Genomic DNA, 8,895 nt, shown 5'->3' on the forward strand with positions numbered 1-8,895 from the left:
AAGTTACCACCTAGACCAACACAAGCATAAGGAACAACACCTAAACCTTCACTAAGAAGATCATAACAAGCATTAACCATAACTGAAGTAGAAGAAACCGCCCTAATCTCAATGACCTCACCACCTTCAATAGTTTTAGCAAGTAACCCAGCTACTATGGTTTTTTCTTCAGGAGTGAGTTCCTTGACTAGGTCTTTCGCTACAGCTGTGGCGTTGCTGTTTTGCTCATTTGACTTCAAGCTGCTGCTGTCACGCCAACTCCCTGTTGGCCAATTCTTACCCTCACTCAGCCCCAATACCTTTGCAAACTCACTAAACGGGTGTCCCTGCTGTGTGTCTTTAAAACCACTACATTGTGCCGTGTCTGTGTCAGCACTGGGTACAGCTTTATACGCCGTAGCATTACTATCAGTCCCCTTCGCATGAGTCCCGGTACAGACTTTCTTATCGATGATAGGGTAAGAGATTTCAACAGCCTTAGCAAAGTGAACAATGTCCTTACCGTTTATTTTGGCAAGAGCAGCAGCAAGCTTGTCAGTCTGCCCAGTAACAACATCATAAGCCAACTCCTTAGCTAGTAGATATACTGTATCAGCTTCATCTTCCTTACTACCACTATCTCTAATACCCTTAGTCTTGTTCTGAATAATTAAGAGTTATTACGTGGGCTTTTGGTACCCCTAGCGATCTGTAGGAGGTTAGGGAAACAACTGAAAGATATCTCCACAGAACAGTACTGAGGTTGTATCTTTGCTATGAGATTTTATGGGTAACTCGCACAATATCTCACAATACAACCTCATCTCAAGTTCACTATAGCTGATAGGAGCACGTCTCTCAACAAGTTACCACCTAGACCAACACAAGCATAAGGAACAACACCTAAACCTTCACTAAGAAGATCATAACAAGCATTAACCATAACTGAAGTAGAAGAAACGGCCCTAATCTCAACAACCTCACCACCTTCAATAGTTTTAGCTAGTAACCCAGCTACTATGGTTTTTTCTTCAGGAGTGAGTTCCTTGACTATGTCTTTAGCTACCGCTGTGGCGTTGCTATTAGTAGGGCCTATCTTGGCAGCTGTTGTGTTCCCAGCCTGACCCGTAGGCCAGTTTTTCCCCTCACCTACTTTCACAGCGTTAACAAAACCACTAAGAGATTTAGGTCCCGTCGCGCTCGCACTACCTAAACCACTGCACTGAGCTGTTTTAGCTTCCGTTTTCCCCGGCGCTGCATCGTACGTTGTCGCGTTATTACCGTCGATCTGTGCATGAGTTCCACTACAAACCTTGGTATCGATGATAGGGTGAGAAATTTCAACAGCCTTAGCAAAGTGAACAATGTCCTTACCGTTTATTTTGGCAAGAGCAGCAGCAAGCTTGTCAGTCTGATCAGTAACTACATCATAAGCTAACTCCTTAGCTAGTAGATATACTGTATCAGCTTCATCTTCCTTACTACCACTATCTCTAATTCCCTTATTTATCTAATAATAAGATCCTAGTTAACCAATTTCCAAAATACTAAATTTACCCAATAATCAATACATCAATGGCTTGATAATAGAACACGGGAATAGAGTCTGATACCTGATAACAAAACCCACCGTTGAAACCCTATATGTGAGACTTGGTATTAGATCCTAAGATCTAAGGTTAGTTAAACAAAACGTACCTAGAAACTTCTCCTAGATATATGGAAAAGAGTTGTGACTTAAATACCCTACCAAGTTAAACTCATCCGCAACCAAGATGCATAACAAAATAACAGAGCTAACTCCTTAGCTGGAAGATATTTTGTAGCTGCTTCATCTTCCTCACTCAATATCAAGACTGAGAAACTGATCTGCTATTAACTCACAAAAAGATGAACTATGACTAATAAAGCGTCGGGACCACAAGGACACTATCGCTGTGAGACTTACAAATATAAGCTACGTTTGCCCCCCTCGGACCGAAAGCTTATAATACAAACACAATTACAGATTACTATACACAGCTAAAAACTGCTCACAATATAAAATTAGTGCGTACATCTACACAGCGCACCACTGCTTATTCTCTTGCTTAGTTCAGCCTCAAACTATCGTAGGGGCTATCTAATGAAAATGCCGGCACATCTACATAAAACACCTGTGCCTTATCCTCATCTACAAACTGATACCAACCGTTCATCACTCCCGAAGGAGTACTTAAACACGTACCACTTGTATACTCGAAAAAAGCTCCCGGCTTCAGTACTGGCTGACTACCTGCCACTCCAGATCCGCTAACCTCATTCACGCCTCCCTTGGAATCTATGATCTTCCAACTTCGCTTGAGCAGCTGAACCGTAGAATCACTTTTATTGTTTATCCTTACACTATAGAGCCATATGTAACAGTTCTCATGTGGTATAGAATGCTCTTCTAAATAACTCGGGGTTACTTCTACCTCTATTAGTCCCGCTTCTTTGCCACACTCCAACACTGTCATCGCACAGCTCCCATTATCTTATCACCTCTCCCCCTAAGCAAAGTAACCCACCCTCTTAACATTTGCTGATACTTTGCTTATGTTCTATAATCCATTATAGTTGTTTTTCTTCGCTACATCAATTTCTATAACATGCGAACACCTATCTCTCATCATATGTCATCCGCCACCAGAGTCGGTATTATAGGAGGTGGTCAGTTAGGAAAAATGCTTTCTCTGTCTGCTTCTAAGCTAGGCTATCAAACCAGTATCTTTGCAGAAAGCGCAATTGATCCTGCTGTTTTCGTCACGAACTCTTCAGTAATAGGCAGTTTCAGTGATACAGAAAAATTGCGTACATTTGCTTCAATAGTTGACGTAGCAGTAATAGAATTCGAAAATATTCCAGTATCAGCGGTGCATACACTTCAAGAAACTATCCCTGTATATCCTGGAGTGAGGGCATTACATGTTGCACAGAACAGAATACGTGAGAAAACTCACATACAGTCACTAGGTATTGCCGTAGCTAATTTCGCCGTTATACATAGTCATACAGATTTGCATAAGGCCGTTCATGATGTTGGTGTGCCATCTGTGCTGAAAACTTCTGAATCTGGATATGATGGAAAGGGCCAATACGTTCTACGCAGCACTGAAGATGTGGCGTCACTAGCCCATTTGCCTTTAGAGCAGGGATACATACTGGAAAGGTTGATAGAGATAGAAAAAGAGATATCTATAATCATAGCTGTTGATCGCAACGCTTCTCATACGTTTTTTCCTGTAGCAAAGAATACACATGTAGATGGCGTACTGAGTGAATCAGTTGTTCCTGCTGGTATATCGACAAACCTACAGCAGCAAGCTAAAGAAATCGCTTATGCCATTGCAACGTCATTAGAAATGGTGGGCATACTTGCAGTTGAATTCTTCATCTCGAAAAGTGGTAAGTTGCTAGTGAATGAAATTGCTCCACGTCCACATAATTCAGGTCACTGGAGCCAAGATGCGTGTAATGTTAGCCAATTTGAACAGCTGATACGTATTGTTTGTGGGCTCCCCATGCGTGCTGTGCACCTACTAACACCGTGCGTTATGCGAAATGTTTTCGGAGATAACATCATTGATGAGGAAATTCACCAAGATCATCGTAATAGCATCTCTCTGTACGGAAAGCAGCCTCGCGCAAAAAGAAAGATGGGGCATATAAACTCACTGTTATACTGAAGAGAACACTCTTCATCTTTAAGCACTTACCCGTGTAGTTTGTTGGTGTACAAAAGGCATTGCGGCAAGTCTGCAGCATATACTATAAAGGTGTACATCGAAAGACGCACAAAAGCTCAAATCAGGCACAAATACGGCCCTATGTGACGGTAGCGTAAGCACCACTCAGGATTTATTAAGGATTGTATTAAGGCATAAGGTCAACGTTAGGAATAAGGACTGCCCTGCCTATATTGCTTCTTCGTAAAACCCTAATAGTCTACGTAGGCACACTGTTAGTTTACCACAGCATATAGTTTTGAATTGAGCCCCTGTTTTTATTTTAAGTACGTTACCAGCATTGCAAGAACGGGTTGGACCATAAGATGCTTCGCATTAGTACATCAGCCAGACATGCTCAACATTTATTATGCGTGCTGATCATGAGCAATCACATGTATAACCACCTATCTTACAGTCAGTATTTCTCATAAGGTCCACGTATGACCTGTACTTGATTATCTAGAAACCTGTTGCAGGTATCATCTGTAGAACGTGTTGCATGACAAACTCTGATACAGCAGCAAAAATAGTAGTTGCTAAGAGATATGATGTTAGACTCGGTTGTTGAGCATGGATGTCCGAAATTGGGTTTCTCCACGTGTCGGCACAACACGGGTGAATGTGCTCTCTAATCTGTCACTCAAATCTAAGCACCGCGGTCATTATTGAAGGTAGGAATATTGGAATACAGAGCAGAGTTTAGCAAGATAAGAGATTTTAGTATAAGGGAGAGTAACGGAGAGACTAGAGCAGTGTATCCATACTTAAAGGATGGTAAGAGTGTCAAACTTGAGTCTAACAAGTTTGACTGGAATACACCCGATCCTCGGATTGGGTTTAAGGACAACATGCTTGTAGCTATGGAAGGTAGTGTTGGTTATGGTATTGGTGGTGCCAGGGTTGAGCTTGAGATTGGTTACGAGCGCTTCAAGACTAAGGGTATTAGAGATAGTGGTAGTAAGGAAGATGAAGCATATACAGTATATCTATTAGCTAAGGAGTTAGCTTTTATTTTGTAGTGTCTCTCGTTTACAAATGAGTTTAATATGCGAGGAGACTGAGTAACTACGCTCCTCCGAATATCTAAAAGCAGTCTCTAGGTATGTTTTGTTTAGTAATCCTAGGATTTCATATCTGGTTTATGTATAAGGATCTATTATTAGATAAGGTAAGGACATTGTTCACTTTGCTAAGGCTGTTGAAATCTCTCATCCTATCATCGATGGCAAGGTTTGTAGTGGAGATCATGCTGATGGAACAACAACTGCGTCGAGTGGGTATAAAGCTGAGCCTGACGCTAACTATACTGCTCAATGTAGTAATTTAAAGAGCTATGGGAAAAAGGGCGAAGAGTCTTTTAGTAGTTTTGTAAAGAAAGTAGAGCTACATAATAAGAATTGGCCTACGGGGAGGATATATAATACATCTGCCAAAGATGGTACCCCTAATGGGAACGCCACCGCTGTAGCCAAAGACCTAGTAAAGGAACTCACCCCCGAAGAAAAAACCATAGTAGCTGGATTACTTGCTAAAACTATTGAAGGTGGGGAGGTTGTTGAGATTAGGGCGGTTTCTTCTACTTCAGTTATGGTCAATGCTTGTCATAATATTTTAAATGAATGGTAAGTAAAGAATATTAGAATATAAGTTAAGAAATTTATGAGATTTTATACGCAGGAATAACGGTGAGTATGCGGAAAAGATGGACAGAAAGTATTTGGCTAGGTATAGAAGAGCAAAATGCGGAGGTTTTTGTTTTATTGTTCTGATATTCGCCACAAATAGCTGCGAGCAAGTACTTGTGTGTTTTTGCGTGTGGAGGTGGGTGATGGCTTGACTTTGTATAAGTATTTGTCAATCTCATCCTCTTGGTTGTGCTGCATTCCAGGTAGGTGTTAGTGTGCGGTGTGTGCTCATGGTAGTCCTAAGGAAATTACTTTCATGTTGCCGTCAGGTAGAGCAGGTGGTTGCTGTCTTCAGGGTTACTTAACCGCAGGGGGATATTCAGATGTTGCGTGAAAGGAGGTTGCATATGACGTGTTTGGATACTTTGCAAGTGCGAAAAAAGTTGCGTGTTGCTGGGGTATCCTACGATTATTACGCGCTGGATTTAGCATGTCAGAAGCTGGGTCTGGATATCGCTAGCGTACCATTTGTTTACAGGATTTTGCTGGAGAACTTACTTCGAAATGAAGACGGTCTACATGTTAAACTGCCTGATATAGAACGGTTTGCTGCGTGTGTAAGTGGGGGAGATTCCTGTGAAGTGAACTTCATGCCCGCTAGGGTGATGATGCAGGATTTTACAGGCGTGCCAGCTTTGGTTGATCTTGCGTCAATGCGGGATTTTGTGAAGGCGCAGGGTAAAGATCCTAGCATTATAAATCCTAGAATACCCGTTGATCTTGTCGTGGACCACTCATTGCAAGTAGACTTCTCTGGGACGGAAAGCGCATTAGCTGAAAATGTTGCGCTCGAGATGTCACGTAATCTAGAGCGATATCAATTTCTCAAATGGAGCAAGCAGGCATTCAGAAATTTACGCGTTGTTCCTCCAGGTACTGGTATATGTCACCAGGTAAATCTTGAATATTTAGCCAAAGTTGTATGGAATCATCAGGGCGTTTTGTATCCAGATACTCTGATTGGGACGGATAGCCACACCACAATGATTAATGGTATATCAGTTCTTGGTTGGGGTGTCGGTGGCATAGAAGCTGAAGCAGCGATGCTTGGGCAGCCCATCGTGATGTCTGTTCCTGAAGTTGTAGGGTTTGAAATCCGTGGAGCTCTAAAGGAGGGTGTGACTGCTACAGATATGGTTTTGACAATTACAGAAATACTGCGAAGCAGGAAGGTAGTAGGGAAATTTGTTGAGTTTTATGGTGAAGGACTGAAAAATCTGTCAGCATATGATCGAGCTACCGTCGCAAATATGGCGCCTGAATATGGTGCAACCTGTGGATTCTTTCCATTCGATCAGAGTACATTAGATTATCTTTACGTCACTGGTCGTGATAGGGAGTATCTGGATGTCGTAGAGAAGTATATGCGGACGCAAGGTCTGTGGTGCGATAATTGCAAGGTGTCGTATTCGGAAAAGTTAACCCTAAACTTAGAAGATATACTGCCTGTTGTTGCGGGACCTAAAAGGCCCCAGGATAAGCTTTTCCTAGCTCAAATACCAAATTCGTTGCCGGTGAGCACATTTGGAGAAGACTCGCACTTGCCTGTAAAAAATGGTGATGTTGTAGTGGCGGCTATTACCAGCTGTACCAACACTTCTAATCCGTATGTTATGGTGGCGGCGGGAATTGTTGCGCGTAAGGCAAGAAAATTGGGTTTAAAGACTAAGCCATGGGTGAAGACTTCTCTTACTCCGGGTTCTCAGGTTGTAGCTGAGTACCTTAAGATTTCGGGTCTCCAAGACGATTTGAATCTTCTAGGGTTTAACATTGTTGGATATGGATGTGCCACGTGTATAGGTAATTCAGGGCCGCTATCAAAGGAAATAGAAGAATGTGTGCAAAGCAATAATTTGCTTGTTGCGTCAGTTTTATCCGGGAATAGGAACTTTGAAGGCAGGATACATCCTTCAGTAAAAGCTAACTTTTTGGCGTCACCTCCTCTGGTCGTGATCTTTTCCTTGAGTGGTACAGTATTAATCGATGTTACCAAAGATCCTATATCTGAAGATGTGTGGGGCAAACCGGTGTATATGCAGGATCTATGGCCTACTACTGAGGAGATAGCTGAGATAGTGAATAAGTTTATATCTCGTGAGATGTTTGTCAGAAAATACTCTGATGTGTTTTTGGGAGATGCTATATGGCAGAGAGTAGAATCAAAAGAAGATGTTACTTATAGTTGGAGTGCTGAAAGTACATATGTACAGCGACCTCCGTACTTCACAGAGGTTACAACAAAGCAGAAGAATATTGAAGGTAATGCATTAAAATGCGGTGATGCAAGAGTGCTCATGCTATTGGGTGATAGCATAACCACTGACCATATTTCTCCTGCGGGGAATATTTCTGCTGAGAGTCCAGCGGGTAAGTTTCTCTTGCAGAGTGGGGTTAAAGAAGGTGATTTCAATTCTTACGGCTCAAGACGCGGGAATCACAATGTAATGATACGTGGTACATTCGCAAATATACGTATAAAAAACGAGATGTTATCCGGCGTAGAAGGTGGATTTACACGTCATTATCCTTCGCAGGAAGTTTTGCCAATCTTTGATGTGGCTATGCGTTACTCCGAGGAAAATACTCCGCTGGTTATAATAGCAGGTAAGGAATATGGTACCGGATCTAGTAGGGATTGGGCTGCCAAAGGTACTTTGCTTTTGGGATTGGTCGCAGTTATAGCCGAAAGCTTCGAGCGTATACATAGGTCAAATCTCGTCGGGATGGGTGTTTTACCACTAATTTTCAAGGATGAATCCCGGAGTATGTTTTCAGGGGATGAGACCCTGACTTTGTATGGTGAAATAGGAGCAAGAAAGGAGATAAAGTGTGAAGTACGAAAAAGCGATGGGACTGTGAAAACTATAGCACTGGTATGCGCGGTGAATACTGCGATAGAAGTTGATTATCTTTCTTGTGGGGGTGTGCTACATTATGTTTTAAATAGGATGGTGACAGGTCAAATGTAATGTCATTGAAACAATTGTAGTACAAATATGTACACGTAAGGGGATGCTAAGGCACAATTGTGGCTTATATGGTGGTGTAAAAATGCGTAGTGTTACTCGCGCAAAAAAGTATCCCTTGATATACCTGTGAGCACCGTGTTTAGGTGTGAATGATCGGAGCAAGACCTGAGTGCATGTTGAGCATTTGTTTCATACCCCCTTACGGGTTGCTAAAGCACTTTTTACGTACCAGAATTTGGGACTGCCTCAACTCAGTGCATAAATAAATTAGAAGAGGTGTGATGCAGTCATGCTCAATGAGGCTGAGCTCTACGGCTACACTCACAACAGAAATATTCATCTTCTAGTACTACAGTAACAATATATAGGGACCAAGTGAGTTTACCTTGTCTGAGCGAAGAGATGGCACATAGTAACTAGGGTATACAGCGGTGTCTAGCTATCGCTAAAAAAGCAATAGCAGGTTTTGTATCCCATTTCAGGGCATATAGAGGTTAGGACTTAGCGTTGCTT

General features: G+C 42.1%; 3 protein-coding genes and 3 pseudogenes. 3 read left to right on the top strand and 3 right to left on the bottom strand.

Annotated features, from left to right (window positions below; genetic code table 11):
* From KPX09_RS03185 to apaG, 3 genes and pseudogenes are all read right to left on the bottom strand, one after another.
* Positions 1-638, bottom strand: a pseudogene (locus KPX09_RS03185) (P44/Msp2 family outer membrane protein); the annotation flags it as partial.
* Positions 639-799: 161 nt separating this feature from the next.
* A pseudogene (locus KPX09_RS03190) lies at positions 800-1,483 on the bottom strand (P44/Msp2 family outer membrane protein); the annotation flags it as partial.
* A 586-nt stretch (positions 1,484-2,069) separates the two neighbouring features.
* On the bottom strand, positions 2,070-2,477 hold the full coding sequence (apaG, locus tag KPX09_RS03195; protein WP_249548964.1) for a Co2+/Mg2+ efflux protein ApaG: 408 nt from the start codon (positions 2,475-2,477) through the stop codon (positions 2,070-2,072).
* A 156-nt stretch (positions 2,478-2,633) separates the two neighbouring features.
* On the opposite strand from apaG, the gene KPX09_RS03200 reads away from it, so the two are divergent.
* The 3 genes and pseudogenes from KPX09_RS03200 (at position 2,634) to acnA (ending at position 8,382) form a co-directional block, all read left to right on the top strand.
* Entirely contained in the window at positions 2,634-3,686 is a 1,053-nt protein-coding gene (locus tag KPX09_RS03200) for a 5-(carboxyamino)imidazole ribonucleotide synthase (protein WP_249548965.1), read from the top strand.
* A 707-nt stretch (positions 3,687-4,393) separates the two neighbouring features.
* Positions 4,394-5,354: pseudogene (locus tag KPX09_RS05800) on the top strand (P44/Msp2 family outer membrane protein).
* Positions 5,355-5,760: 406 nt separating this feature from the next.
* On the top strand, positions 5,761-8,382 hold the full coding sequence (gene acnA, locus KPX09_RS03215; RefSeq protein ID WP_249548966.1) for an aconitate hydratase AcnA: 2,622 nt from the start codon (positions 5,761-5,763) through the stop codon (positions 8,380-8,382).
* Positions 8,383-8,895 lie beyond the last annotated feature (513 nt).

This window comes from Anaplasma phagocytophilum (assembly GCF_023476575.1).
GTDB classification, from domain to species: domain Bacteria; phylum Pseudomonadota; class Alphaproteobacteria; order Rickettsiales; family Anaplasmataceae; genus Anaplasma; species Anaplasma phagocytophilum_A.